A 25,282-nucleotide genomic window follows, 5' to 3' on the forward strand; every position below is an offset into this window, starting at 1 on the left:
TAGGAAACGTGCCATTGAGCCCTGCGATTAGTCCTTGGCAGCCTATTCATGTTTAACTTGAACGTTCATTCAAGTTAAACCATTGGTTTGCTGCCCGCTCACAACAGGAGGCTTGCCTTTGCCGAGTCCGTTTGCGCACGTCATGATTTCGCTTTGCGAGGTGCTCCATCGATGAGTACTTCGTCCCTCCCATCCAGCGGCCTGGTCCGCATGAATCCGCCGGTGTTTTATTTCGCCGCGACCTTCATCCTGCTGTTCGGCCTGGTCGTCATTGCCGTGCCGGAGCAGGCCGGCGCCTGGTTGCTGGCCGCGCAGAACTGGGCGGCCAATACGGTCGGCTGGTATTACATGCTGGCGATGACCCTGTACCTGGTCTTCGTGGTGGTCACCGCCTTGTCCGGCTACGGCAAGATCAAGCTCGGTGCCGACCACGACGAGCCCGAATTCAGCTACCTGTCCTGGGCCGGCATGTTGTTTGCCGCCGGGATCAGCATCACCTTGTTTTTCTTCTGCGTTTCCGAGCCCCTGACCCATCTGGTCCAGCCGCCCCAGGGCGAAGCCGGCACCGCCGATGCGGCGCGCCAGGCGATGCAGATCCTGTTCCTGCACTGGGGTTTGCACGGCTGGGGTGTGTTCGCTTTTGTTGGCATGGCCCTGGCGTACTTCGCCTACCGGCATAACCTGCCGCTGGCCTTGCGGTCGGCGTTGTACCCGCTGATCGGCAAGCGCATCAACGGGCCGATCGGTTATGCGGTGGACGGTTTCGGCATCATCGCGACCGTGTTCGGCCTTGGCGCGGATATGGGCTTTGGCGTGCTGCACCTCAATTCCGGTCTGGATTACCTCTTCGGCATTGCTCACACCCAGTGGATCCAGGTCGGGCTGATCGTGCTGATGATGGGCGCGGCAATCATTGTCGCCGTGGCTGGCGTCGACAAGGGCGTGCGCGTCATGTCCGATATCAACATGCTGCTGGCGTGCGCGCTGTTGCTGTTTGTGCTGTTCGCCGGACCGACCCAGCATCTGCTCAATACGCTTATCCAGAATCTCGGCGATTACCTCGGCGCCCTGCCGATGAAGAGTTTCGACCTGTATGCCTACAACGAGCCCAGCGACTGGCTGGGCGGTTGGACAGTGTTCTATTGGGCATGGTGGATCGCGTGGTCACCGTTCGTGGGGCTGTTTATCGCACGGATATCCCGTGGCCGGACGATCCGTGAATTCGTGTTCGGCGTGCTGCTGATCCCCTTGGGTTTCACCCTGGCGTGGATGTCGATTTTCGGTAACAGCGCCATCGATCAGGTCCTGAACCATGGCATGAGCGCCCTGGGCATGTCGGCCCTGGACAACCCGTCGATGAGCCTTTACCTGCTGCTGGAAACCTACCCGTGGAGCAAGACGGTAATTGCGGTCACGGTGTTCATCAGCTTCGTGTTTTTTGTCACGTCCGCTGACTCCGGCACCGTGGTGCTGTCGACATTGTCGGCCAAGGGCGGCAGCCCCGATGAGGACGGGCCGAAATGGCTGCGGGTGTTCTGGGGCGCGATGACTGCCCTGGTGACCAGTGCCTTGCTGTTCTCCGGCAGCATCGATGCCTTGAAGTCGGCCGTGGTGCTGACGTCCTTGCCGTTCTCGCTGATTCTGCTGCTGATGATGTGGGGCCTGCACAAGGCGTTCTACCTGGAGTCGCAGAAGCAGATCGCGCAGTTGCATTCCCTCGCGCCGGTGTCGGGCTCCCGGCGGGGCACTGGCGGTTGGCGTCAGCGCTTGAGCCAGGCGGTGCATTTTCCTTCCCGCGACGAGGTGTATCGCTTCCTCGATACCACGGTGCGCCCGGCCATCGAGGAGGTGAAGGCGGTATTCGCCGAAAAGGGCCTGACAGTGGTGACCCAGCCAGACCCGGCCAACGACAGCGTCAGCCTGGAAATCGGCCACGGCGAACAGCATCCGTTCATCTACCAGGTGCAGATGCGGGGTTACTTCACGCCGTCCTTCGCCCGGGGTGGCATGGGCTCCAAACAGATCAACAATCGTCGCTACTACCGCGCCGAAGTACACCTGAGCGAGGGCAGCCAGGACTACGACCTGGTGGGGTATTCCAAGGAGCAGGTCATCAACGACATCCTCGACCAGTACGAGCGGCACATGCAGTTTCTGCATCTGGTGCGCTGAAAAAATAATTGGCATCGCACCGACGCCATCGCGAGCAAGCTCGCTCCCACAGGGTAATGGGATAACCTTTGTGGGAGCGAGCTTGCTCGCGATGGCGGTTTCAGTGGCTGCGCAAAGCCAAGCCTCAGACCAGCCCTCCGTTAGCCCGCAGGATCTGGCCGTTCACCCAACCAGCGGCCGGGCTTACCAGGAATGACACGATGCTGGCGATGTCTTCCGGCTGGCCGAGGCGTTCCAGGGGCGGCATCCTGGCATAGTGCTGGACCTGCTCTTCGCTTTTGCCTTGCATGAACAGCTCGGTGGCGACCGGCCCCGGGGCCACGGCGTTGACGGTGATCTGGCGACCGCGCAGTTCCTTGGCAAATACTTGGGTCAGGGATTCCACCGCGGCCTTGCTGGCGATGTACACCGAGTAGCCCGGCAGGTTCATGCCCACGGTACTGCTGGAAAAATTCACGATGCGGCCGCCATCGTTCAGCCGGGTCGCGGCCTCGCGCAAGGTGTTGAAGGTGCCACGGGTGTTGATGGCGAACGTGCGGTCGAACAGCTCGTCGCTGTGCTGCGCCAACGGCATGACCTGGAGGATGCCGGCGTTGTTGATCAACACATCGACCCTGCCCAGTTGCGCTTCGACTTCATCGAACATCCGGCTGACGTCGGCGGCAACCGACACGTCGGCCTTCACCGCTATGGCCGGGTGCCCGGCCTGACGCAACTGCACCGCCAGCTGCGAGGCCTCGGTGGCGCTGCTGGCGAAGTTGATGGCGACGGCAAACCCGTCGCTCGCCAATTGCCTGGCTATCTGCGCGCCGATCCCACGGGAGGCACCGGTGACGATGGCGACTTTGGCGTTTTGAGCAGTCATGGCAAGGATCTCCTTGAGATTTGTGATGGGTTGAAGCCAGATTCACATGTTTACGTGCAGCGATAAATGCAGGAGAGTTGCCTTGACTGTTCAACATTTCTCAACAATCAGGGCTTCAGATGGACCAGGTCAAGGCGATGAAGGTGTTTGTCCGTATCTACGAGCGCAGCAGCTTCACCCTGGCTGCCGAAGACCTGAACATGCCCCGGGCCACGCTGACCCACACGCTCAATCAATTCGAAGCCTGGCTGGGTGTCCGTCTGCTGGAGCGCAGCACGCGCAGGGTGCGTCCGACCCTCGATGGCGAGGCCTACTACCCGCGTTGCGTGCAATTGCTGGCGGAACTCGAAGAAGCCGAGCTGGCGTTTCGCGGGGTCGCGCCCAAAGGCAAGTTGAGAGTGGACCTGCATGGAACCCAGGCGCGGTATTTCGTGATCCCCGCGTTGCCCCAATTCATGGCCCGTTACCCGGATATTGAATTGTTCATCAGTGAAGCGGACCGCTTCGTCGACCTGATCGCCGAGGGCGTCGATTGCGTCGTGCGCTCCGGTACGTTGGCGGATTCGTCGTTGATCGGCCGGCGTGTCGCCAATCTTCGCCAGATCACCTGTGCCAGCCCCGCTTACCTGCGCCAATACGGTGAACCGAAAAGCCTGGAGGATCTCAAGCAGCACAAAGCGGTGAACTACGTCTCGCGCACCACCGCCAAGCTTTATCCATTCGAATTCATGGTCGACGGCGAGCTCAGGGAGGTTTCGATCGGGGGCACGTTGTCGGTGTCCGGGGCAGAAATCTATGCGGCGTCGGCGATCGCCGGCATGGGCCTGATCCAATGCCCGTATTACCGAATGGAGGAGCCGATCCGCCAAGGCCTGATCCGCGAAGTGCTCGCCGCGACACCTCCGCCGTCCATGCCGGTGTCGGTGGTTTATCCACACAACCGACACATGTCACCGCGGGTACGGGTGTTTGTGGATTGGGTGGCGGAGGTGTTTGCGCAGGCGCGCTAGCTGACCCTTATATTATTAGCGTTTCCCTTGTGGGAGCGAGCCTGCTCGCGAAGGCGGCAATACATCCAATATCGCTGCCTACTGACCCACCGCTTTCGCGAGCAAGCCCACAGGGTTTTGCGAACTTTCGACCTGACTGGTGCGTCTGTGAAATGTTAGCTTCTGCCACCAGCCGTCCGAACAGAGAGCTTTTTCGATGACCTACACCGCTGCGCAAAACCGCTACGAATCCATCCCTTACCGCCGCGTCGGGCGCAGCGGGCTGGTACTGCCGGCCTTGTCACTCGGCTTGTGGCACAACTTCGGCGACAGCACGCCGATCGACACTCAGCGGGCCTTGTTGCGCACGGCGTTCGACCTGGGTATCAACCACTTCGACCTGGCCAACAACTACGGCCCGCCCTACGGCAGCGCCGAAATCAATTTCGGCCGGTTGCTGCGGGAAGATTTCAAGCAATACCGTGATGAACTGATCATCTCCAGCAAGGCCGGCTGGGACATGTGGCCAGGCCCTTATGGCCAGGGCGGCGGTTCGCGCAAATACGTGCTGGCCAGCCTTGACCAGAGCCTTCAGCGCCTCGGTCTGGATTACGTGGACATCTTCTACTCCCACCGTTTCGATCCCGACACGCCATTGGAAGAAACCGCCAGCGCCCTGGCCACCGCCGTGCAGCAGGGCAAGGCCCTGTACATTGGCATTTCTTCCTATTCGGGGGTGAAGACCCGAGAAATGGCGGCGCTGCTTCAGGAATGGAAGGTGCCGCTGTTGATCCATCAGCCGGCCTACAACCTGCTCAACCGTTGGGTCGAGAAGGACTTGCTGGACGCCACCGAGGAACTGGGCACCGGCGTGATCGCCTTCACGCCGCTGGCGCAGGGCCTGCTGACCGACAAATACCTCAAGGGCATTCCCGCCGATGCGCGGGTCAATCGCCCGGGCGGCGGTTCGTTGCAGGCCTCGCATCTGTCAGATGAAAACATCGCCCACGTACGCGCCCTCAACGAGATCGCCCAGCGTCGCGGCCAGAGCCTGGCGCAAATGGCCCTGGCCTGGACATTGCGCGATCCGCGGGTCACCTCGGCCCTGATCGGCGCCAGCCGACCGGAGCAGATCGTCGAGAACGTCGGGGCGCTGCAAAATCTCGAGTTCAGCGCCGAAGAACTGGCCGAGATCGACCGGTTTGCCCAAGAGGGCGGGATCAACCTGTGGGAGAAACCTTCTACAGCTGAGTAATTCCAGCCGGTTTATCAGGTTGAACGCAGGACCCGTGGCGAGGGAGCTTGCTCCCGCTGGGTCGCGAAGCGGCCCCCAGTTCATGTTGCTTGCGCATGATGAACTGATCCGAGATTTTGGGACTGCTACGCAGCCCAGCGGGAGCAAGCTCCCTCGCCACGGGGATATGGGTCGTTTGGAAGATTCAGGCAGGGCTCACCTGAAAAACGGCACATCCCCCAGCACCGTCGCCCGGTGCATCACCCGCCGGTTGGGACGGTAGTCGTCCACGGCGAAATGCTGGGTCACGCGGTTGTCCCAGAACGCCACGTCGTTGGCCTGCCAGCGCCAGCGCACGGTGAACTCCGGACGCGTCGCGTGGGCAAACAGCAATTTCAGGATCGCCTCGCTTTCGGTTTCCGACAGCTCGTTGATGCGCGTAGTGAAGCCTTCGTTGACGAACAGTGCGCGGCGGCCGCTCACCGGATGAGTGCGAATCACCGGATGCGACAGCGGTGGATTCTTGCGCCGTGCTTCTTCCCAACGTAGCCGATCTTCCGCCGTGTTGCCAAAGCGTTCCAGCGGGAACGAACGGGTAAAGTCGTGGGTCGCCGTCAGGCCCTCCAACAGGCTTTTCAATGGTGCCGACAAGGCTTCGTAGGCCGCGATGCCGCTGGCCCACAACGTATCGCCGCCGAATGCCGGCAGCAGCTTGGCGCTGAGTACCGCGCCCATGGCCGGGGTCGGCAGGAAGGTCACGTCGGTGTGCCACACCGCGTTGTCGCGCACATCGGTGATGGCGGTGTCGAGCACCAGCACTTCGGGCTGCTCCGGCACGTTGGGGTAGATCGGGTGAATGTGCAGGTCGCCAAAGTACGCGGCGAAACGGGCCTGTTGTGCGGGTTCGATCGGCTGGTCGCGGAAGAACAGCACCTGATATTCGAGCAGTGCCTGCTCGATGGTGTCACGGTCTTCCGGGGCCAGTGGCTGGCTGATATCGATCCCGCTGATCTGCGCGCCGAGGGCAACGCTCAGAGGGGTAACGGTCGGACGGCTCATCGTCGTTCTCTCGGATCGGCGCCGAATGGTCGGCGTGGTCAATAAAGGTTCAGTGGGCCTGGCCGTGCCACGGCACCAGTTTGCGTTGCAGGGCGCGCAGGCCCATTTCCATGGCAAAGGCGATCAGCGCAATCACCAGGATCCCCAGCACCACGACATCGGTGACCAGGAACTGCGCTGCCGACTGCACCATGAACCCCAGGCCGCTGGTGGCCGCGATCAGTTCGGCGGCGACCAGCGTCGACCAGCCCACGCCCAGGCCGATGCGGATACCGGTGAGGATGTCGGGCAGGGCGCTGGGTACGATCACATGGCGAATCAGTTGCGCCCGCGTGGCCCCCAGCGATTGGGCCGCGCGCAGTTTGGCCGGGTCGACGGTGCGCACGCCGGTTGCAGTGGCGATGGCGATCGGGGCGAAAATCGCCAGGTAGATCAGCAGGACTTTCGACAGCTCACCGATGCCGCACCAGATCACGATCAGCGGCAGGTAAGCCAGGGGTGGAATCGGCCGGTAGAACTCGATCAGCGGATCGAGTACGCCGCGGGCAATACGGTTGGCGCCGATGGCGATACCCACCGGCACCGCCGTCAACACCGCGAACAGCAGGCCCAGGCCAATCCGCCCGAGGCTTGCGCCGAGGTGCTGCCAGAGCGTGGAGTCCATGTAGCCGCTGGTAGCCAGCAGCCAGCCTTTTTGCAGCACGGCGGAGGGCGGCGGCAGGAAGAGCGGTTCGATCACGCCGCTGGCGGTTACGGCCCACCAGAGCAACAGCAGCGCCACCAGCGTCAGGCCGCTGATCCATCGCGTGCTCAGGGTACGGCGCGCGAGGACTGGCGGGCGGGCGGCCACGGCGTCGCTGGCCACGGCTGGAACTTCATAGCTGCTCATGCGCGCTCCTGTTGCCGAGTGGCGCTGCGTTGGGAGAACACTTTCGCCAGCACATGCTCGCGGGTTTCGATGAAGCGCGGGTCGGACTTGATCGACCGCGCCGCTTCCCCCGCGCCGTAGCGGCGCCCGAAATCCAGGCTGAGGCGCTCGACGATTTGCCCCGGATCGGGGGCCAGCAGGATCAGGTCGGTGGCAAGGAATACCGCTTCTTCAATGTCATGGGTAATCAGGAACACCGGCTTGGCGGTACGTTGCCAGACTTGCAGCAGCAGTTCCTGCATCTGTTCACGGGTGAACGCGTCCAGGGCGCCGAAAGGTTCGTCCATCAGCAACACCCGTGGATCGGCCGCCAGCGCGCGGGCCAGCCCGACGCGTTGCTTCTGACCGCCCGACAGCTGCCAGGCACGGCGCTTTTCGAAACCGGCCAGGTCCACCAGGGCGAGCATTTCCCGAGCGCGAGCCTCGCGCTTCTCCCTGGCAACTCCCGCCAGTTCCAGGCCGAATCCGACGTTCGCCAACACGTCTTGCCAGGGCAACAGCGCATCGTCCTGGAACACTACGCCGCGCTCGGCACCCGGGCCCCTGACGGGAATGCCGTCCAGGGTGATCTGTCCGGCGCTGGGTTCCACAAACCCGGCAATCAGGTTGAGCAGCGAAGTCTTGCCACTGCCGGAGGGGCCGAGGGCAACCAGCAACTGCTGCGGGCCCAAGGTCAACGAAATATCCGCCAGTACCGGTTTCGTTGCGCCGGGGTACTGTGCGCTGATGCGCTCCAGCTGTAGCAAGGCCATCTCGACGTCTCCTGTCTTGATCAGCGGGTGATGTATTTGGCGCTGACGTATGGCGCGTAGTCCGGCAGCACGGCTTCGACCTTGCCTTGCTCCTTGAGGAACGCGGCGGTGTTGGTGATGGCCTGGGTGGTTGGGGCACCGAGGCTGACCACCTGGTCGGCGGCCAACGGGAATACGTTGCCTTGCAACAGCAATGGAATGTCGCTGGCCTTGGCGCCGGAGAGTTTCACCAGCTTGTCGATGTTCGATGCGTCGGCCAGCCAGGCTTGCGGGTCCTTGCGGTACTGGGCGTAGGCGTCCAGGGTGACCTTGGCAAAAGCCGTGACGATCTCCGGATGCTTCTGGGCAAAATCCTTGCGCACGATCCAGGCGTCGAAGGTTGGCGCGCCGAACTGGGCCAGTTCAGCGGAGGTGATCAGCACCTTGCCGTTTTCCTTGGCCACGCCCAGGGCCGGGTCCCAGACGTAGGTGGCGTCGATATCGCCGCGCTTCCAGGCGGCGATGATGGCCGGTGGCGCGAGGTTGAGCACGGTGACTTTCGACGGGTCGATGTTCCAGTGTTTCAGCGCGGCGAGCAGGCTGTAATGGCCGGTGGAAACAAACGGCACGGCGATTTTCTTGCCAATCAGGTCCTGCGGGGTCTTGATGCCGGAGCCATCACGGGCGACCAAGGCTTCGGCGGCGCCGATCTGGGTGGCGATGAGGAAGGTTTCCACCGGAACCTTGCGGGTGATGGCGGCGGTCAGCGGGCTGGAACCCAGGTAGCCGATCTGCACGTCGCCCGAGGCGATGGCGGCGATGATGTCGGCGCCATTGTCGAATTTTCGCCAGTTGATCCTGGCCTGGGTGGCTTTCTCATAAGCGCCATCGGCCTGGGCGACTTTGGCCGGGTCGACGGTGGTCTGATAGGCCACGGTCAGGTCGGCCGCCTGGGCGAAAAGACTCGCCGCGGCCAGGGAAGCGGCCGCGAGAAGGCGAAGGGAGAAACGCAAAGACATGGGGAAGCTCCTCAACAGGCCGCCGGAGAGTCGGCGTTGGAGGAGACTAAATGATCTAAGAATGAGTAAATAAATAACTTTTTCGAATGAGCTTATCTGCGAAAAAGTCTATCAGGAAGGTACGAAACCCCTGTGGCGAGGGAGCTTGCTCCCGCTGGACTGCGCAGCAGGCCCATCTTTACGGCTGCTGCGCAGCCGAGCGGGAGCAAGCTCCCTCGCCACAAAAGTATTCTTGCCAGCGGCGATTCAGTTACTGATCGCCAGAATGCTCGCCTGATACGAACCCACGAACACGTCGAAATCCCCCACCTCGTTCTGCTCCAGCTCGGTTTGCTGGACCAAGGACTGGCGAGCGGTTTCCTCGAACGCGACTTGCTCTTCGGTCGACAACGGTTCGGCGCGGAAGAACTCGGCGTGGGCCTTGCTCTGGCGCAGGGAGAACTGGGCGAAGCTTTCCTGGTGCTCGGCCATGGCGGCCAAGACCTTGGCGGATGGCGTCAACGACGGGTCGCGGACTTTTGCCTGTTGCGCGTCGAGAGCCTGGCGATGGGCATCACCGCCTTGGCTCTGGTCAAGCAGGGCGGCCAGCGGAGCAATCTTTTCCAGCAACTCCATGGCCCAGGTTTGCATGTCCACCGATTGACCCTGGCGCTGCAATTGCAGGCCAGGCTTGCGGCCTTCCTTGACCACGGTCAGGAAGTTGCTCGTGGCGTTGCTGCACTCATTGTTTTCCAGTTGCGGGCTGTCGTTGAGGCCGCAGTACAGCAGGAACGCATCGAGGAAGCGCGACTCGGTCAGGTCGATGCCCATCGGCAGGAACGGGTTGATGTCCAGGCAGCGCACTTCGACGTACTGGATCCCTCGGGCCATCAGCGCCTGGATCGGCCGCTCGCCGGTGTAGGTCACGCGCTTGGGGCGGATGTTGGAGTAGTACTCGTTTTCGATCTGCAGGATGTTGGTGTTGAGCTGCACCCATTCGCCGTTCTGGTGAGTACCGACGTCGACATAAGGCGCATAGGGCGTTGCCACGGCTTTGCGCAGGCTGTCGGTGTAGCTCGCCAGGTCGTTATAGCAAGGTGTCAGGCCGGCTTGGGCGTTGCTCTGGTAACCCAGGTCGCTCATGCGCAGACTGGTGGCGTAGGGCAGGTACAAGGTGTCCGGGTCCAGTTGCTCCAACTGGTGCGGACGACCACGCAGGAAACCTGCGTCCAGGGCCGGCGAGGCGCCGAACAGGTACATCAGCAACCAGCTGTAGCGGCGGAAATTACGGATCAGCGCGATGTAGGCCGAGGACTGGAAGTCGCGGTCGCTCACGTCGCTGGCTTCGTCCTGGCGCAGCAGGGGCCAGAGCTTTTCCGGGAGAGAGAAATTGTAGTGGATCCCGGCGATGCATTGCATGGTCTTGCCGTAGCGCAGGGCCAGGCCCTGGCGGTAGACATACTTGAGTCGACCGATATTCGAGGTGCCGTAGTAGGCGATCGGAATGTCTTCCTCGGCCGGCAGCGGACACGGCATCGAAGGGCTCCACAGGTACTCGTCGCCGAGCTTGCTGTAGACAAACCGGTGGATCCTGTCGAGGCTGTGCAGGGTGTCGGCCGGGTTGGCCAGGGCCGGGGTGATGAACTCAAGCAGCGACTCGGAATAGTCAGTAGTGATCTGTTCGTTGGTCAGCGCCGAGCCCAGGGATTCGGGATGCGGGGTCTGCGCCAGGCGCCCGTCGCCCGTGACGCGCAGGCATTCACGTTCGATACCGTGCAGGCACTGCTCGAGCAGGGAGAGGTTGGCGCGCTCGCCGAGCAGGGCCAGGCGGCGGTTTAAAAGGTCGCTCAAGTTGAATTCCTTCACGCGTCAGTCGCCCCAATATGGGGGTGGGCAAGACGGTCTACAAGGGTGAAGTTGAAACTGGCGTTTTCGCCTGGTTTTTGTGCTGCCAAAGACAGATCGTCGCAGCCCCTGTGGGAGCGAGCCTGCTCGCGATGGCGGTATGTCCGTCAATTTTATATTGACTGGTCCATCGCTATCGCGAGCAGGCTCGCTCCCACAATAGAGGTCGGCACGGCATTCATGGCGTCGAAATTACCCTAAATCGATGACAGCGAGCTATAGGACAGCGAACGTGCCTTGCGCTTTTGCGACCAGCTTGTCGCCCTGCATCACCTCGGCCTCGACCACCAGCGTGCGCCGGCCCGGGTGGATGACCCGGGCGGTGCACAGCACTTCGCCGTCGGACACGGCGCGAATGTAGTTGATCTTGCACTCGATGGTTGCGCTCTGCTGATCGAAGCCATGGACGCTGGAGCAGGCCAGCCCCATGGCAATGTCCACCAGGCTGAACAGCGCGCCGCCGTGCAGCTTGCCCCCGCGGTTGCGCAATGGCGGCTCAAGGCTCAGGGCGACTTGCGCCACCCCGTCCCCGAGGCTCTGCAGACGGCAGCCGAGCAGCTTGAAAAACGCGCTCTCCACCAACCCGGCCGGCGCCTCCATCAGCGTTTCTTCAGCTGCTTGGCGTTGGCGAACAGCGAGGCCATGGCGTTATTCGCCGGGGCCGCGGTGGCAGTTTCCTTACGCGGCGCGGTGTTCTGCGACTGGCGTGGCGCGGCGCCTGGACGGGCACCGCGGGCGCCGTCGATTTTCTCGCCCGGCGTGTCGCTCATGCGCATCGACAGGCCCACGCGTTTACGCGGGATGTCGACTTCCATGACCTTCACTTTCACCACGTCACCGGCCTTCACGGCTTCGCGCGGGTCCTTGATGAATTTCTCCGACAAGGCGGAAATATGCACCAGGCCGTCCTGGTGCACGCCGATGTCGACGAACGCGCCGAAGTTGGTGACGTTGGTCACCACGCCTTCGAGGATCATGCCCGGTTGCAGGTCCTTGAGGTCTTCGACGCCTTCCTGGAATTCAGCGGTCTTGAACTCTGGACGTGGGTCGCGGCCCGGTTTCTCCAGCTCTTGGAGGATGTCGGTCACGGTGGGCAGGCCGAAGGTTTCGTCAGTGAATTTCTTCGGGTCCAGGCGCTTGAGAAACGCCGCGTCGCCGATCAGCGAGCGAATGTCGCGGTCGGTCTGGGCGGCGATGCGTTGCACCAGTGGATAGGCTTCCGGGTGAACTGCCGAGGAGTCGAGCGGGTTGTCACCATTCATGACGCGCAGGAAGCCGGCGGCCTGTTCGAAGGTTTTTTCGCCCAGGCGCGGGACTTTTTTCAATGCGGCGCGGGTCTTGAACGCGCCGTGTTCGTCGCGGTGGGTGACGATGTTCTGCGCCAGCGTGGCGTTCAGGCCGGAGATGCGCGCCAGCAATGCTACCGAAGCGGTGTTCACGTCCACGCCCACGGCGTTCACGCAGTCCTCCACCACGGCGTCCAGGCCACGGGCCAGCTTCAATTGCGATACGTCATGCTGGTACTGGCCGACACCGATGGATTTCGGGTCGATCTTCACCAGTTCCGCCAGTGGGTCCTGCAGGCGACGGGCGATGGACACCGCGCCACGGATCGACACGTCCAGGTCCGGGAATTCCTTCGAGGCCAGTTCCGACGCCGAATAAACCGAAGCGCCGGCCTCGGAGACCATGACCTTGGTCATTTTCATGGCCGGGTATTTCTTGATCAGCTCGGCGGCCAACTTGTCGGTCTCACGGCTGGCGGTGCCGTTGCCGATGGCGATCAGGTCCACCGAGTGCTTGGCGCACAGGGCGGCAAGGATAGCGATGGTCTGGTCCCACTTGTTATGCGGCACATGCGGGTAGACCGTGGCGTGGTCCAGCAGCTTGCCGGTGGAATCGACCACGGCCACCTTGCAGCCAGTGCGCAGGCCCGGGTCCAGGCCCAGCGTGGCACGCGGCCCGGCCGGTGCGGCCAGCAGCAGGTCGTGCAGGTTGTGGGCGAACACGTTGATCGCCTCGGTCTCGGCGTTGTCGCGCAGTTCGCCCAGCAGGTCGGTTTCCAGGTGGGTGTAGAGCTTGACCTTCCAGGTCCAGCGCACCACTTCGGCCAGCCACTTGTCGGCGGCGCGGTTCTGGTTCTGGATGCCGAACTGCTGGCCGATCATGCCTTCGCACGGGTGCATGGTGCCGGGCAATTCTTCGCCGACTTTCAGCGATGAGCTGAGGATGCCTTCGTTGCGACCGCGAAAAATTGCCAGGGCCCGGTGCGACGGTACGCTCTTGAGGGGCTCGTCGTGTTCGAAGTAATCGCGGAACTTGGCGCCTTCCTCTTCTTTGCCGGCGATGACGCGAGCACTCAGGATCGCCTCCTGCTTGAGGTAGTTGCGCAGTTTTTCCAGCAGGTTCGCGTCTTCGGCGAAGCGCTCCATGAGGATGTACTTGGCGCCTTCCAGCGCAGCCTTGATGTCCGCCACGCCTTTTTCGGCATCGACGAAACGTGCGGCTTCGGCTTCCGGCGCCAAGGTGGGGTCGTTGAACAAGCCGTCGGCCAGTTCGCCGAGGCCGGCTTCCAGGGCAATCTGGCCCTTGGTGCGGCGTTTCTGCTTGTAGGGCAGGTACAAGTCTTCCAGGCGGGTCTTTGTATCGGCCAGCTTGATGTCGCGTTCCAGTTGCGGGGTCAGCTTGCCCTGCTCCTGGATGCTCGCCAGGATGCTGATGCGCCGTTCGTCGAGTTCTCGCAGGTAGCGCAGGCGCTCTTCCAGATGACGCAGCTGGGTGTCATCGAGGCTGCCGGTCACTTCTTTCCGGTAACGGGCGATGAAAGGCACCGTGGAACCTTCATCGAGTAGCGCGACGGCCGCTTCGACCTGTTGCGGGCGTACGCCGAGTTCCTCGGCGATGCGGCTGTTGATGCTGTCCATAAAACCACCTGACAAATTGTGAAATCAGGCCCGCCGCCACAGTAACAGGGCGCGGCGAGGCTGGTTGAGCGGCCTGGCTTGCGTCGCTGCCGGGGCAGGGGACGGCCAGTGACCCGCTGAATTCAAAAAGTGCTGCCTGGCCAGGGAGAACGGTGCGCCGGTATAACGATCCGGCATCCCCTGGCGCAAAAGGCCGCGCATTATAACCAGCGTTCCGCTGTTCGGGGGGTGTCGTGACCTGCGGGATGGATGGGTGAGCTACTGAAGATAGAGGAAAAATCTGCTAACAATGCACTCGGTGCGTATAACGGCAGCTAAGCCATAATGCGCGCCAAGATCAAAGGAGCTTCCTATGAGCAGCACCGCACAAACTGCTGAAGGCGAAAAAATTCTGATTGTTGACGACGATCCGGGGCTGAGCAGCCTGCTGGAGCGCTTTTTCGTCAGCAAGGGCTATCGCGCCCGCACCGTACCGAACACCGAGCAAATGGACCGGCTGCTGGCCCGTGAGGTTTTCAATCTGGTGGTCCTCGACCTGATGTTGCCTGGCGAGGACGGCTTGACCGCTTGCCGTCGTCTGCGGGGCGCGAACAACCAGATCCCGATCATCATGCTCACTGCCAAGGGCGACGAGCTGAGCCGTATCAAGGGGCTGGAACTGGGCGCCGACGATTACCTGGCCAAGCCGTTCAACCCGGACGAGCTGATGGCCCGGGTCAAGGCTGTCCTGCGTCGCCAGTCGGCGCCGGTGCCGGGTGCACCGGGCAGCGAAGACGAGAGCGTGACCTTCGGCGACTATGAACTGTCGCTGGCCACTCGCGAGCTCAAGCGCGGCGATGAGATCCACATGCTCACCACTGGCGAGTTCGCCGTGCTCAAGGCCCTGGTGATGAACGCCCGCCAGCCGCTGACCCGGGACAAGCTGATGAACCTGGCCCGTGGCCGCGAATGGGATGCGCTGGAGCGCTCCATCGACGTGCAGATTTCCCGTTTGCGCCGGATGATCGAACCCGATCCTTCCAAGCCGCGTTATATCCAGACGGTCTGGGGCGTTGGCTACGTGTTCGTGCCGGATGGCGCTGCCGGCAAGTGATCGGCGATTTGTAGGAGCGCGCGGCCTGGCGGGTGGAAATCTTTCCAGGCGACTCGCGGTCCGTCATTGTGCGAGCATCGCTCGCTCCTGCAAGTATGTAGCGGTTACTCATGAAGACCCCCGTCTGGTTCCCCCAGAGCTTTTTCTCCCGCACCCTCTGGCTGGTGCTGATCGTCGTGCTGTTTTCCAAGGCGCTGACGCTGGTTTACCTGCTGATGAACGAAGACGTGCTGGTGGACCGCCAATACAGTCACGGCGTTGCCTTGACCCTGCGCGCCTATTGGGCAGCGGACGAAACCAATCGAGTCAAAATCGCCGAGGCGGCGACTTTGATCCGGGTGGTCGGCGCCGGTGTGCCTGAAGGTGAGCAGCATTGGCCATACAGCGAGATCTACCAGCGGCAGATGCAGGCCGAACTGGGCGCCGATACCGAAGTGCGGCTGCGCATGCATTCGCCGCCGGCCTTGTGGGTGCGCGCCCCGAGCCTTGGCGATGGGTGGCTGAAGGTTCCGCTGTACCCCCATCCGCTGCGCGGCCAGAAAATCTGGAACGTGCTGGGCTGGTTCCTGGCGATCGGCCTGTTGTCGACGGCTTCGGCGTGGATTTTCGTCAGCCAGCTCAACCAGCCACTCAAGCGCCTGGTCTATGCAGCCCGGCAACTGGGCCAGGGCCGCAGCGTGCGGTTGCCCGTCAGCGATACGCCCAGCGAGATGACCGAGGTGTACCGCGCCTTCAACCAGATGGCCGAGGATGTCGAGCAGGCCGGACGCGAACGTGAGCTGATGCTCGCCGGCGTCTCCCATGACCTGCGCACGCCGCTGACGCGGTTGCGGCTGTCGCTGGAATTGATGGGCGAGCACACCGACCTGACCGACGAAATGGTCCGCGATATCGAAGACATGGACGCGATTCTCGATCAGTTCCTGGCGTTCATTCGCGACGGTCGTGACGAATCGGTAGAGGAGGTGGACCTCAGCGAGCTGGTACGGGAGGTGGCTGCGCCCTACAACCAGAACGAAGAGAAGGTCCACTTGCGCCTGGAGCCCATCCAGCCGTTTCCGCTACGCCGCGTGTCGATGAAGCGCCTGTTGAACAACCTGATCGGTAACGCCCTCAACCATGCCGGCACGGGCGTTGAAGTCGCCGCCTATGTTTCCGGCGACACCAGCGCGCCTTATGTCGTCCTGAGCGTCATGGACCGCGGCGCCGGCATCGACCCAGCGGAGCTGGAAGCCATTTTCAACCCGTTCACCCGCGGTGATCGGGCTCGGGGAGGGAAGGGTACCGGGCTGGGCCTGGCCATCGTCAAGCGCATCGCCTCGATGCATGGCGGCAACGTCGAACTGCGCAATCGAGCTGGCGGCGGATTGGAGGCCCGGGTGCGGCTGCCGTTGGGCTTGATGCTGCCGCGGGATGCGGTATAGAAGCAGCTACGAGTTATAAGCTACAAGCTGCAAGCTGAAGCAGTTCGGCTTGCAGCTTGCGGCTCGCAGCTGCTTTTTTAGCCTTTGCCCTTGGTCCGGGTCATGTTCGGCCCGCCATTTTTTTCCAGGTGTTCGATGATGATCCCCGCCACGTTCTTGCTGGTGGTGGTCTCGATTCCTTCCAGGCCTGGCGAAGAATTGACTTCCATCACCAGCGGTCCGTGATTGGAGCGCAGGATATCCACGCCGGCCACCGCCAATCCCATGACCTTGGCCGCGCGCAGGGCTGTCATGCGTTCTTCCGGGGTGATCTTGATCAAGCTCGCGCTGCCGCCGCGATGCAGGTTGGAGCGAAACTCACCGGGTTTGGCCTGGCGTTTCATCGAGGCGATCACTTTATCGCCGACCACGAAGCAACGAATGTCCGCGCCACCGGCCTCCTTGATGTATTCCTGGACCATGATGTTCTGCTTGAGGCCCATGAACGCCTCGATCACCGATTCCGCCGCGGTTGCGGTCTCGCACAACACGACACCGATCCCCTGGGTGCCCTCAAGCACCTTGATCACCAGCGGCGCGCCGTTGACCATCGCGATCAGGTCGGGAATGTCATCGGGAGAGTGGGCGAACCCGGTTACCGGCAAGCCGATGCCGCGTCGGGAGAGCAATTGCAATGAGCGCAGCTTGTCTCGGGAGCGAGCGATAGCGACAGACTCATTGAGCGGGAACACCCCCATCATCTCGAACTGGCGCAGCACTGCGCAGCCATAAAAAGTCACCGATGCGCCGATACGCGGGATCACCGCATCAAACCCTTCCAGCGGTTTGCCGCGGTAGTGGATCTGCGGCTTGTGGCTGGCGATGTTCATGTAGGCGCGCAGGGTATCGATCACCACCATTTCATGGCCACGTTCCGTCCCTGCTTCAACCAGGCGACGAGTGGAATACAGGCGCGGATTGCGCGACAGCACAGCGATCTTCATGCAACACCTGTGGCAGAGGTAGTGGACACCGGAAATACCGGTTTGTCTTGAACGTATTTGATGCCTGGATTGACGACCAGCTGGCCGTCGATCAAGGCTTTGGAACCCAACAACAGGCGATACCGCATGGATTTACGACAGGCCAGGGTGAACTCCACCCGCCAGAACCGATCACCCAGCGCCAGCGTGGTGCTGATCACGTAGCGGACCTGGGCGTGGCCGTTGGAGCTCTTGATGGTTTTGCGCGCCACCAGCGGGGCTTCGCAGCGGCGGTGGCGCAGTTGCACCACCGTCCCCAGGTGTGCGGTGAAACGCACCCACTTCTCGCCGTCGCGCTCGAATGGCTCGATATCGGTGGCGTGCAGGCTGGAGGTGCTGGCGCCGGTGTCGATTTTTGCCCGCAGGCCTGCGACTCCCAGATCCGGGAGCGCCACCCATTCGCGCAGACCGACGACGGTCAGATGGTCAAAAGTCTTCAATAAAAACAACCTGAAATTGGCGCATCGGATAGCGGGCTCCGCAATCGCGGTATTCACGCAGAATAATCACAAAATGGCGACAGTTATCTACGTACTTGTTTACAGGTGTAACCGATACCGGCGCATGCCAATGCAAGCGAGCGGTTCGGCGGGCATTCTATCCGTCGGAGCGGATTCGTGCGCCCGACAAAAACGGTAGTACAGTTCTGGCTATTGGTTGAAAAGAGGAATTGCAGTGACACAAAAAAGCGAAGAGGACGACAAGGTCCGTCTCGATAAATGGTTGTGGGCAGCGCGATTTTATAAGACCCGTGCCCTGGCCAAGGCCGCCATCGAAAGCGGCAAGGTTCACCATCGCGGTGAACGTTGCAAGCCTGGCAAAGAGCCACGTATCGGCGACGAATACGTCATTCGCGCCGGGTTCGATGAAAAAACCGTGGTGGTCGAAGCCCTGTCGATTGTGCGGCGCGGCGCGCCAGAAGCGCAGACACTCTATCGCGAGACCGACGCCAGCATCGCCAAGCGCGAAGCTGCGGCCGCACAACGCAAGGCCGGGGCCCTGGGCGTCAGCACCGATGGCAAGCCGAGCAAGAAGCAGCGTCGCGACCTGTTCAGGTTTCATGGCAGCAATAGCGAATAAAACATCGGCACATCTAGCCCGTGGCGAGGGAGCTTGCTCCCGCTGGGCTGCCCAGCGGCCCCAAAATCTTGCGGTCGCTACGCAACCGAGCGGGAGCAAGCTCCCTCGCCACAACAGCGCTGCACGTGCAGATAGATGCTCAGTCTTCCCACCAGGCAAAGTCATGCCTTGCTTGGAACCCACCCTGAATGCCCATAAAATGCCTGTCATCATTTGTCATCACCGCAGATACCAGACCCTATGACTGATTTACCGGATACCGACTACACCCAGCGTTTCATCTTCGATGACAACGACGCCCGTGGCGAGATGGTGGCGTTGGAGCGTAGCTATGCCGAAGTCCTTGCCAAGCACCCCTATCCGGAGCCGGTCGCGCAACTGCTAGGCGAACTGATGGCGGCGGCGGCATTGCTAGTGGGCACCTTGAAGTTCGATGGCTTGCTGATTCTCCAGGCGCGCTCCGACGGTCCGGTCCCCTTGCTGATGATCGAATGCTCCAGCGAGCGTGAGATTCGTGGCCTGGCCCGGTACCACGCCGAGCAGATCGGCGCCGACGCGACGCTGGCCGACATGATGCCCAACGGCGTGCTGGCCCTGACGGTCGATCCAAGTCATGGCAAGCGTTATCAGGGCATTGTCGATCTCGACGGCGCGACGCTGGCCGAATGCTTCACCAATTACTTCGTCATGTCCCAGCAGACCAACACCCGCTTCTGGCTGTACGCCGACGGGCGGCGCGCCCGTGGCCTGCTGTTGCAACAATTGCCCGCCGATCGCATTCGCGATTCGGAAGAGCGTGACGCCAGCTGGCAGCACGTCACCGCTCTGGCCAGCACCTTGAGCGCCGACGAGTTGCTGGGCCTGGACAACGAAACCATCCTGCATCGCCTCTACCACGAAGAGCAGGTGCGCCTGTTCGAGGGTCAGCCGTTGCGCTTCCAATGCAGTTGCTCCCGTGAACGATCCGGCAATGCGCTGGTCAGTCTGGGTCTGGAAGATGCGCAGCAACTGGTGATCGAGCATGGCGGCGCCATCGAGATCGATTGCCAGTTTTGCAATGAGCGTTACCTGTTCGACGCGGCGGACATCGCACAATTGTTCGCCGGTGCGGGTGTCGACACACCGTCAGATACTCGTCACTAAAACGGTTCAGCGCAGGTAAATCTCCTGGCAAACGCCGGATTTACGCCGTACTGACGGGAGGGCCCTACTCTTTTTGGGCTTTTCTGGCATAATCCGGCCCACTTTTTTCGGGTAGTAGTGCGCGACTTCCTACTACAAAACGTTTGGAGCACTCGGCCACGGGCCGACGGGGAATCTCATGACGCAAGCCAATAACGCCGTGTATACCGATCTGAGTGTCGATGATCTGGTCAAAGAAGCCCTGAATCGCGGTGAAGGCGAGCTTGCCGATACTGGCGCGCTGGTTGTTCGTACCGGTCATCGTACCGGTCGCTCGCCAGTCGACCGTTTCATCGTGGAAGAGCCGACTACCCAGGACGCCATCGCCTGGGGGCCGATCAACCGCAAGTTCCCGGCCGACAAGTTCGATGCCCTGTGGAACCGCGTCGAGGCCTACCTGGGTGAGCGCGAGCGTTTTGTTTCCCACGTGCATGTAGGTTCCGATCCTGCGCACTACCTGCCGGTCAAGATGACCACCGAGACGGCCTGGCACAACCTGTTCGGTCGTTGCCTGTTCATCAATCCCGAGCAGTACAACGCCGGCGGCAAGGACGAGTGGCAGATCCTCAATGCGCCGAACTTCGTCTGCGAGCCTGAGCGCGACGGCACCAATTCCGACGGCACCGTAATCATCAACTTTGCTGCCAAGAAAGTGCTGATCGCTGGCATGCGCTACGCCGGCGAAATGAAAAAAGCCCTGTTCTCCGTGCAGAACTTCCTGCTCCCAGCGGTCGACGTGCTGCCGATGCACTGCGCCGCCAACATGGGCGAAGAAGGCGACGTGACCTTGTTCTTCGGTCTGTCGGGCACTGGCAAGACCACCCTGTCCGCCGACGAAAGCCGTTACCTGATCGGTGACGACGAGCACGGCTGGGGCGTGGGTGTGGTCTTCAACATCGAAGGCGGCTGCTACGCCAAGTGCATCGACCTGTCCGAGAAGAACGAGCCGGTCATCTGGAAAGCCATCCAGCACGGCGCCGTCCTGGAAAACGTGGTCCTGGACCCGGTCACCAAGAAAGCCGACTACGCCGACGACAGCCTGACCCAGAACAGCCGAGCCGCCTATCCGCGCGAGCTGATCGAAAAACGCGCGCCGAAAAACCTCGGTGGCGAGCCAAACGCCGTGATCTTCCTGACCTGCGACCTGACCGGCGTGCTGCCACCGGTGTCGATCCTCAGCGAAGAACAAGCCGCCTACCACTTCCTGTCCGGCTACACCGCACTGGTGGGTTCGACCGAAATGGGCTCGGGCAGCGGCATCAAGTCGACCTTCTCCACCTGCTTCGGCGCGCCGTTCTTCCCGCGCCCGGCCGGTGAATATGCAGAGCTGCTGATCAAGCGTATCCGTGGTTTCGGCTCCAAGGTCTACCTGGTCAACACCGGCTGGACTGGCGGCGGCTACGGCGTCGGCAAACGCTTCAACATCCCGACCACCCGTGCGGTGATCGCGGCGATCCAGAGCGGCGCGCTGATCGGTGCTGAAACCGAACACCTGGATATCATCAACCTGGACGTGCCGCTGGCTGTCCCAGGCGTTGAAACCGGCCTGCTGAACCCGCGCAACACCTGGGCCGACAAGGCTGCCTACGACGAAGCCGCCAAGGCACTGGCCGGTCTGTTCATTGAGAACTTCAAGAAGTTCGACGTGAGCGACGCGATCAAGGCGGCGGGTCCGCAGCTGTAAGGCTTGGTGATTGAATGAAAAAGCCGCCCTTTGAAGGCGGCTTTTTTGTGGGCGACTATTTTTTCTCCACTTCTTGCGTATCCCATCGTTGCGCCTTGATCGCTTTGTAAAGCATGCCGATGGTCAGCGGCAGCTTGTCTCCCCGGCCCTTGGCCCTGCGTTTTTGAAACACATCAAAGCCTTCCGGTTGGAAGTAACGATAGGCGTCGTAGTCGACAAGGTCGATGACGAACCGCTCCTCCAGCGCTTCCATCAGGTGCCGGGCATCCGCGCCATCGCAGCCCAGATCGAAATTGACCGCAGTGTCCAGGCGAATGGTCTTGCGTTCCGGCAGGCCGAGTTCTTCGTGGAGTAATTCCATGAGCTGACGCATGGCGAGGTCGTCAGGAAAGTCTGGGGCGAGGTGCATGTTAGAGAGTCCGAAGGACAGGTGAAGAGGGCGTGTCTGACCCAGGAAGTTTAGTGCATTAAAAAAGAGAAAGATCTCACGGCGGTTTCGGAAACGTCCTGTACGCGCTGCTTTTTGCTGCCGGGTAAGGTTCGTCGCGCCCTGTCAGTGAGGCAGCGGCGAGCGAACAAGGACGAAGCATGACGAAAGGAAAAGCCGGTGTCCCGCAGGTCTGGGAGCTCCGCGGTGGCGACAGAGGCTACAGGGTCCTGCGGGACATGACCTCTGCCGAAATGGCGAAAAGAGACGCCGACCTCAAGGCTTACAAAGACATGCTCGCCCGGCAGGAAGCGTATATGGAGCCAACGCCAGGCCCAGGTACGTGAAAGGAAAGTACCGGACATCAAGGGCTGCGTGTTTGCCAAGTCCTGCGAACTGACCGATGCGATCATCGACTACCACAATCCAACCGGCTATATCCCGACGGAACTGCTGAGTGCTTATGGCGCATTCACGCTGCTGGGCGGTCGTGAGGTTAACGAGTCAGGCTGCGTACCGCTGGAAAAAATCAGCGGCACGCTACCGGCGAGCATTGGCACGTTGGCACTGGGGGGGACGGCGCTGGCTTCGTTGAGTGCCGGCGCGGCGGTCACTGCGCCGTTGGCGGCGGGTGCGCTGGCAGGGTTGGTGGGGCTGCTGATGCCTTCGAACCTGGCAGACGGTTCTTTGTATACCGAAGAGCAGCTGCGCTCCCTTGAGCAGGCGCGTACCCGGGTTCGGTTGCATGTCGAAACCCAGGCCGACGGGACGCTCAAAAGAAACAACGGGTTGAAGTCCTCCAACCACATTTTCGACATGCCTTGGATCTGTCGAAGCATGACTATCAGATATCTTTTGATTATCAGAACGCTTGATGGCGTCTGAGCAAAAAGGTGGGATAAAAGCGAGGGAGGCAGAATCATGAGTTTTGCTGTGTTGGGGTTTTATCCGGACAAGGACGAATTGGTAATTGAGCAGAGCATCAGCTTGTCGGTAGAGGACTTGGCTCCCGTGATGGAATGGAAGAGCAACATCGATCATATCGGCGCGAATTTTAGGCTTTCAGCGAAACAAATTCTTGAAATCCAGCGCTTGGCGTCGCTGGCCTTACGTGAAGATCTTGATCTGTACCTGACATCAGACGAATAACCCGCACACCTGTGAGCTGCATCCATCCGCTGAATGCCCGGCATCACACGAATAAATTTCAAAAATATCCGCCGGCTGACTAAGGTGAACGCTGTCTTTGGATCACCAACAAGAGAGCAAACATGAGCCAGACATCCTTTGATATCCAGCGCGCCGCGGTGGTCGGGGCGGGCACCATGGGGCGAGGCATCGTGATGTGCCTGGCCAATGCCGGCGTTACGGTGCAGTGGGTCGACAATAATCCGCAAATGCTTGAGCAGGCGCTGGCGGCGGTGGCCGACACCTATGCCCATAACGTGCGCCAGGGACGTATCGACCAAGGCGAAGCCGATGCGCGCATCGCCCGAATAGCTCGGGCGGACGACTACGCGGCAATCCGCAACGTGGATCTGGTCATCGAAGCGGTCTACGAGAACCTTGAACTCAAGCAGAAGATCTTTCGCGAGCTGGACGGCATGCTCAAGCCCGAGGCAATCCTGGCAAGCAACACCTCGGCGCTGGACATCGATGCGATTGCCGCCGCCACGCGCCGGCCGGCTCAAGTGCTGGGCCTGCATTTCTTCAGTCCGGCGCACATCATGAAATTGCTCGAAATCGTTCGTGGCGCGCAAACCTCCAGGGCGGCGCTGGATGCCGCCCTGGCGCTGGGCAAACGCATGGGCAAGGTGAGCGTGGTGTCGGGCAATTGCCACGGGTTTATCGGCAACCGGATGCTTCATCCCTATGTGCTGGAGGCGCGCAAGATGCTGCTGGAGGGAGCGTTTCCCCATCAGGTCGATGCCGCGCTGCAAGGTTTCGGCTTTGCCATGGGGCCGTTCCGCATGTACGACGTGGTTGGGATCGACCTGGAATGGCGCGCGCGCGAGCTGGCGGGTAAAGGTCAGGATGCGCCCGAAGTGCAAGTGGACAACCGCCTGTGCGAGATGGGGCGGTTCGGCCAAAAGAGTGGTAACGGGTACTACCACTATGAGCCGGGCAGCCGCCAGGCTGAGCAGGATATGGAGGTCGATGCGCTGGTGCTGCGGGTCAGTGAGGAGCTAGGGTTTCAGCGCCGCGAAATAGCTGCCGAGGAGATTCTGGAGCGCTGCTTGCTGGCATTGGTCAACGAAGGTGCGAAGATCCTCCAGGAGGGCATTGCCGAGTCTTCCCGCGACATCGACCTGGTTTATCTCAATGGCTATGGCTTCCCGGCGGACAAGGGCGGTCCGATGGCCTGGGCGGATCAGCAGGGCCTCGAAGACATCCACGCACGGTTGCTGGAGCTCGAGACGAAGCAAGGGGACCAATGGAAGCCTGCCCGTCTGATCGGCGAGCTGGCTGCGCAAGGCAAGAGCTTCTCGCAGCGGTAGTATCTGCACCCTGCACAACGCCTCAAATAGCCTGACCAAGGACAAGTGATGCCCCAACGCGCCGAGTATCTGCATTTCCAGCCAGTGACCACACGCTGGCATGACAACGATGTGTACGGTCACGTCAATAACGTCACCTACTACAGCTTTTTCGATACAGCGGTGAATACCTATCTGATCGAGACCGGCGGCCTGGATATCCATGATGGGGAGGTGGTGGGCTTCGTCGTGAGTTCAGCCTGCGATTATTTTGCCTCGATCGCTTTCCCGGACCGGGTCGAAATCGGCCTGCGAGTCGGGAAGCTGGGCAACAGTTCGGTGCAATATGAGCTGGCGGTGTTCAAGGCGGGCGAGGACGAGGCCTGTGCGGCGGGGCGTTTCGTGCATGTGTTCGTAGATCGGACGTCGAATCGGCCAGTGGCGATTCCGGATCAGCTACGCGGGGCGTTGGAGCGGTTGGTGGCCTGAAAACGAAAATCGCAGCCTTTGGTCAGTCTCTGCGAGAAGGGCCGAAGGCTGCGATCATTCAACGGTCTGGATCAAGCCAGCCGTCAATCGTCGTGATAGCGATGTTTGTGCTTATGCTTGCGATGGCCGTAGGCATGGCCGCGACCCGGGTGGCCGTCACGGTAGTAGCGGCGATCACCACGGCGACCTTCATAACGGTCGTCATCGTCGTCCTTGCCCATGTAGTTACCCAGTGCGCCACCGGCGCCACCGCCCGCTGCGGCACCGATCAGGCTACCCGTGCTGCCGCCCACGCTGCGGCCAACCACGTTGCCGCCGGCTGCGCCCAGCGCGCCGCCGATAGCCGCTTCGCCGCGGCTGCGTTTATCGGCACCGACCGCACTGCCACCTGCGCCGCCCAGGGCCGCGCCGATAGTGGAGCCGGTGTTGCCGCCCAGGGACTGGCCGACGACCGAACCCAAAACCCCGCCCAATGCGCCGCCTACACCTGCTTCGGCGGTACCGCCGGCAGATGCGACGCCACTGATCAGGCCAAGGGACAACAAGAGAATGGAGGAGAACTTCATAGAGGAGCCTCAAAGGGATGACGGCGCGATCCT

At 61.6% G+C, this 25,282-nt stretch carries 25 protein-coding genes; 13 read left to right on the top strand and 12 right to left on the bottom strand.

The annotated features are described in order from the left end of the window. Positions 1 to 210: 210 nt before the first annotated feature. Positions 211 to 2,172, top strand: coding sequence for a choline transporter BetT (gene betT, locus J3P91_RS01185; protein ID WP_434604961.1), 1,962 nt, complete (start codon positions 211 to 213; stop codon positions 2,170 to 2,172). A 124-nt stretch (positions 2,173 to 2,296) separates the two neighbouring features. On the opposite strand, the gene J3P91_RS01190 is transcribed toward betT, so the two are convergent. After that, positions 2,297 to 3,037, bottom strand: coding sequence for an SDR family oxidoreductase (locus J3P91_RS01190; RefSeq protein ID WP_434602495.1), 741 nt, complete (start codon positions 3,035 to 3,037; stop codon positions 2,297 to 2,299). Positions 3,038 to 3,156: 119 nt separating this feature from the next. Between J3P91_RS01190 and J3P91_RS01195 the strand changes: the two genes are divergently transcribed. Further along, the gene (locus J3P91_RS01195) at positions 3,157 to 4,047 is read left to right on the top strand and encodes a LysR family transcriptional regulator (protein ID WP_434602496.1); all 891 of its coding nucleotides are present in this window, start codon (positions 3,157 to 3,159) and stop codon (positions 4,045 to 4,047) included. Between the two features lie 196 nt (positions 4,048 to 4,243). Beyond that, positions 4,244 to 5,281 carry an L-glyceraldehyde 3-phosphate reductase gene (gene mgrA, locus J3P91_RS01200; protein WP_434602497.1) on the top strand — a complete coding sequence of 346 codons (1,038 nt, stop codon included), beginning with the start codon at positions 4,244 to 4,246 and terminating at the stop codon, positions 5,279 to 5,281. Between the two features lie 195 nt (positions 5,282 to 5,476). Here mgrA and tauD read toward each other — a convergent pair whose 3' ends face one another. The 7 genes from tauD to J3P91_RS01235 form a co-directional block, all read right to left on the bottom strand. Beyond that, on the bottom strand, positions 5,477 to 6,319 hold the full coding sequence (tauD, locus tag J3P91_RS01205) for a taurine dioxygenase (protein ID WP_434602498.1): 843 nt from the start codon (positions 6,317 to 6,319) through the stop codon (positions 5,477 to 5,479). A gap of 49 nt (positions 6,320 to 6,368) precedes the next feature. Then, positions 6,369 to 7,208, bottom strand: coding sequence for a taurine ABC transporter permease TauC (gene tauC, locus J3P91_RS01210; RefSeq protein ID WP_434602499.1), 840 nt, complete (start codon positions 7,206 to 7,208; stop codon positions 6,369 to 6,371). Further along, on the bottom strand, positions 7,205 to 7,999 hold the full coding sequence (gene tauB, locus J3P91_RS01215) for a taurine ABC transporter ATP-binding subunit (protein WP_434602500.1): 795 nt from the start codon (positions 7,997 to 7,999) through the stop codon (positions 7,205 to 7,207). The genes tauC and tauB overlap by 4 nt, the downstream gene beginning before the upstream one ends. 20 nt (positions 8,000 to 8,019) lie before the next feature. Beyond that, positions 8,020 to 8,997 carry a taurine ABC transporter substrate-binding protein gene (gene tauA, locus J3P91_RS01220; protein WP_434602501.1) on the bottom strand — a complete coding sequence of 326 codons (978 nt, stop codon included), beginning with the start codon at positions 8,995 to 8,997 and terminating at the stop codon, positions 8,020 to 8,022. A 246-nt stretch (positions 8,998 to 9,243) separates the two neighbouring features. Next, positions 9,244 to 10,827 carry a glutamate--cysteine ligase gene (gene gshA, locus J3P91_RS01225; protein WP_434602502.1) on the bottom strand — a complete coding sequence of 528 codons (1,584 nt, stop codon included), beginning with the start codon at positions 10,825 to 10,827 and terminating at the stop codon, positions 9,244 to 9,246. A gap of 270 nt (positions 10,828 to 11,097) precedes the next feature. Then, complete coding sequence (locus J3P91_RS01230; RefSeq protein WP_305497532.1) at positions 11,098 to 11,481, bottom strand: PaaI family thioesterase; 384 nt, start codon at positions 11,479 to 11,481, stop codon at positions 11,098 to 11,100. Then, positions 11,481 to 13,805 (bottom strand): Tex family protein, encoded by a 2,325-nt coding sequence (locus tag J3P91_RS01235; RefSeq protein WP_434570350.1) that lies wholly within the window; start codon positions 13,803 to 13,805, stop codon positions 11,481 to 11,483. The genes J3P91_RS01230 and J3P91_RS01235 overlap by 1 nt, the downstream gene beginning before the upstream one ends. Before the next feature lie 352 nt (positions 13,806 to 14,157). Here J3P91_RS01235 and ompR point away from each other — a divergent pair, with 352 nt between their 5' ends. Beyond that, positions 14,158 to 14,898, top strand: a complete 741-nt coding sequence (gene ompR, locus J3P91_RS01240) for an osmolarity response regulator transcription factor OmpR (protein ID WP_039592639.1) — start codon at positions 14,158 to 14,160, stop codon at positions 14,896 to 14,898. A gap of 110 nt (positions 14,899 to 15,008) precedes the next feature. Then, the gene (locus tag J3P91_RS01245) at positions 15,009 to 16,322 is read left to right on the top strand and encodes an ATP-binding protein (RefSeq protein WP_434570347.1); all 1,314 of its coding nucleotides are present in this window, start codon (positions 15,009 to 15,011) and stop codon (positions 16,320 to 16,322) included. A 77-nt stretch (positions 16,323 to 16,399) separates the two neighbouring features. Here J3P91_RS01245 and rimK read toward each other — a convergent pair whose 3' ends face one another. Next, positions 16,400 to 17,305, bottom strand: a complete 906-nt coding sequence (rimK, locus tag J3P91_RS01250) for a 30S ribosomal protein S6--L-glutamate ligase (protein ID WP_003196697.1) — start codon at positions 17,303 to 17,305, stop codon at positions 16,400 to 16,402. Next, positions 17,302 to 17,724, bottom strand: a complete 423-nt coding sequence (locus tag J3P91_RS01255; protein WP_305501394.1) for an ATP-dependent zinc protease family protein — start codon at positions 17,722 to 17,724, stop codon at positions 17,302 to 17,304. The genes rimK and J3P91_RS01255 overlap by 4 nt, the downstream gene beginning before the upstream one ends. A 295-nt stretch (positions 17,725 to 18,019) precedes the next feature. Between J3P91_RS01255 and J3P91_RS01260 the strand changes: the two genes are divergently transcribed. The 3 genes from J3P91_RS01260 (at position 18,020) to J3P91_RS01270 (ending at position 21,290) form a co-directional block, all read left to right on the top strand. Continuing rightward, entirely contained in the window at positions 18,020 to 18,424 is a 405-nt protein-coding gene (locus tag J3P91_RS01260) for an RNA-binding S4 domain-containing protein (RefSeq protein WP_434570345.1), read from the top strand. Between the two features lie 240 nt (positions 18,425 to 18,664). Further along, a complete protein-coding gene (gene hslO, locus J3P91_RS01265) occupies positions 18,665 to 19,567 on the top strand; it encodes an Hsp33 family molecular chaperone HslO (RefSeq protein ID WP_434570343.1) in 903 nt (300 codons plus the stop codon). A 178-nt stretch (positions 19,568 to 19,745) separates the two neighbouring features. Further along, on the top strand, positions 19,746 to 21,290 hold the full coding sequence (locus tag J3P91_RS01270) for a phosphoenolpyruvate carboxykinase (RefSeq protein ID WP_092253286.1): 1,545 nt from the start codon (positions 19,746 to 19,748) through the stop codon (positions 21,288 to 21,290). Between the two features lie 55 nt (positions 21,291 to 21,345). Here J3P91_RS01270 and J3P91_RS01275 read toward each other — a convergent pair whose 3' ends face one another. After that, on the bottom strand, positions 21,346 to 21,699 hold the full coding sequence (locus J3P91_RS01275; protein ID WP_434602503.1) for a DUF1493 family protein: 354 nt from the start codon (positions 21,697 to 21,699) through the stop codon (positions 21,346 to 21,348). A 179-nt stretch (positions 21,700 to 21,878) separates the two neighbouring features. On the opposite strand from J3P91_RS01275, the gene J3P91_RS01280 reads away from it, so the two are divergent. From J3P91_RS01280 to J3P91_RS01300, 5 genes are all read left to right on the top strand, one after another. Continuing rightward, positions 21,879 to 22,064 (top strand): hypothetical protein, encoded by a 186-nt coding sequence (locus J3P91_RS01280; protein ID WP_434602504.1) that lies wholly within the window; start codon positions 21,879 to 21,881, stop codon positions 22,062 to 22,064. A gap of 28 nt (positions 22,065 to 22,092) precedes the next feature. Further along, positions 22,093 to 22,602 carry a hypothetical protein gene (locus tag J3P91_RS01285; RefSeq protein WP_434602505.1) on the top strand — a complete coding sequence of 170 codons (510 nt, stop codon included), beginning with the start codon at positions 22,093 to 22,095 and terminating at the stop codon, positions 22,600 to 22,602. 36 nt (positions 22,603 to 22,638) lie between these two features. Beyond that, the gene (locus tag J3P91_RS01290; RefSeq protein WP_434602506.1) at positions 22,639 to 22,866 is read left to right on the top strand and encodes a hypothetical protein; all 228 of its coding nucleotides are present in this window, start codon (positions 22,639 to 22,641) and stop codon (positions 22,864 to 22,866) included. 122 nt (positions 22,867 to 22,988) lie between these two features. Beyond that, entirely contained in the window at positions 22,989 to 24,215 is a 1,227-nt protein-coding gene (locus tag J3P91_RS01295; protein ID WP_434602507.1) for a 3-hydroxyacyl-CoA dehydrogenase NAD-binding domain-containing protein, read from the top strand. A gap of 48 nt (positions 24,216 to 24,263) precedes the next feature. Next, positions 24,264 to 24,683 carry an acyl-CoA thioesterase gene (locus J3P91_RS01300; protein ID WP_434602508.1) on the top strand — a complete coding sequence of 140 codons (420 nt, stop codon included), beginning with the start codon at positions 24,264 to 24,266 and terminating at the stop codon, positions 24,681 to 24,683. Between the two features lie 83 nt (positions 24,684 to 24,766). Here the strand turns inward: J3P91_RS01300 and J3P91_RS01305 are convergent, their stop codons facing one another. Continuing rightward, positions 24,767 to 25,249, bottom strand: a complete 483-nt coding sequence (locus J3P91_RS01305) for a glycine zipper domain-containing protein (protein WP_305497521.1) — start codon at positions 25,247 to 25,249, stop codon at positions 24,767 to 24,769. Positions 25,250 to 25,282 lie beyond the last annotated feature (33 nt).

It is taken from the genome of Pseudomonas sp. Z4-7 (assembly GCF_051131965.1).
Classification (GTDB): domain Bacteria; phylum Pseudomonadota; class Gammaproteobacteria; order Pseudomonadales; family Pseudomonadaceae; genus Aquipseudomonas.